This is a genomic window from Leifsonia sp. SIMBA_070 (assembly GCF_046534635.1).
Lineage (GTDB): Bacteria > Actinomycetota > Actinomycetes > Actinomycetales > Microbacteriaceae > Leifsonia.
Map to the genome: position 1 here is coordinate 1 of NZ_JAWRYK010000534.1, position 257 is coordinate 257.

Genomic DNA, 257 nt, shown 5'->3' on the forward strand with positions numbered 1-257 from the left:
GCATGGGCTACTTCACCGAGCTGTTCGGCCTGTTCCGGGCCGACGCGCTGGCGCGGACCCGGCTGATGGGCGGCCATGTCAGCGCCGATCGCGTGCTGATGGCCGAGCTGCTGCTGCTGGGCGACGTCGCCTATGCCGAACGCTGCCTGTTCCTGCGCCGCGACCACGCCGCCGCCTATGTCCGCCAGAGCCACGATCCGCTCGCCCAGGCGAAGTGGTTCGACGTCCGGGCGAAGAAGGGTCGCCGGCATCGCTGG

The 257-nt window shown here is 70.8% G+C and carries 1 protein-coding gene; it reads left to right on the plus strand.

Annotated features, from left to right (window positions below):
- Positions 1-257 (plus strand): hypothetical protein (locus SB754_RS21340; RefSeq protein ID WP_410784336.1); only part of this gene is annotated, 257 nt, incomplete at both ends.